Here is a 1114-nt window from a genome sequence, read left to right on the forward strand (position 1 = left end):
TCGGTATTCCTCCACATCTCTACGCATTTCACTGCTAAACGTGGAATTCTACCCCCCTCTGCCATACTCTAGCCTGCCAGTCACCAATGCAGTTCACAGGTTGAGCCCGGGGATTTCACATCGGTCTTAGCAAACCGCCTGCGCACGCTTTACGCCCAGTAATTCCGATTAACGCTCGCACCCTACGTATTACCGCGGCTGCTGGCACGTAGTTAGCCGGTGCTTATTCTTCCGGTACCGTCATCCACTCCGGGTATTAGCCAGAATGATTTCTTTCCGGACAAAAGTGCTTTACAACCCGAAGGCCTTCTTCACACACGCGGCATTGCTGGATCAGGCTTGCGCCCATTGTCCAAAATTCCCCACTGCTGCCTCCCGTAGGAGTCTGGGCCGTGTCTCAGTCCCAGTGTGGCTGGTCGTCCTCTCAGACCAGCTACTGATCGTCGCCTTGGTAGGCCTTTACCCCACCAACTAGCTAATCAGCCATCGGCCAACCCTATAGCGCGAGGCCCGAAGGTCCCCCGCTTTCATCCTTAGATCGTATGCGGTATTAATCCGGCTTTCGCCGGGCTATCCCCCACTACAGGACATGTTCCGATGTATTACTCACCCGTTCGCCACTCGCCACCAGGCCGAAGCCCGTGCTGCCGTTCGACTTGCATGTGTAAGGCATGCCGCCAGCGTTCAATCGGAGCCAGGATCAAACTCTGCAGTTCAGTTCCTGTTACGGTTTGCGTGTAGTGCCAACCGGTCGTTCACTCAAAGCTGACAGGTATATGAATCTCGTCATAAACCTTACTTACTCTAGTGTGAGACTCTTGATACGTTCGCTTGCGATCCGAAAATCGCCCGCTTCCATCAAGCGCCCACACTTATCGGCTGTTCATTGTTAAAGAGCATATCCGCGAGAAGATTCGACTACGTACCGCACCCTTCTCAGCAGCGCTGCGTTGTCAGCAGCAGAGAAACGAAATTATGATCACTTATTCGCAGCGCGTCAACAACTTTTTTACTGCCGCGTCGCGCACCGCCCAGATCACCGCCTCGCGCCCTCGGCCGCCTCTACCGCCGACCGTACCGCATGAGCCGCGAAACCTCCCGCTTCCCCCTTCGC

The 1114-nt window shown here is 55.2% G+C and carries 1 rRNA gene; it reads right to left on the bottom strand.

Annotated elements, in window-relative coordinates:
- Positions 1–716 (bottom strand): 16S ribosomal RNA (locus J5M58_RS25730); the annotation flags it as partial.
- Between the last annotated feature and the right edge of the window lie 398 nt (positions 717–1114).

It is taken from the genome of Pseudomonas sp. 32_A, assembly GCF_017490905.1.
Lineage (GTDB): Bacteria > Pseudomonadota > Gammaproteobacteria > Pseudomonadales > Pseudomonadaceae > Aquipseudomonas > Aquipseudomonas inefficax.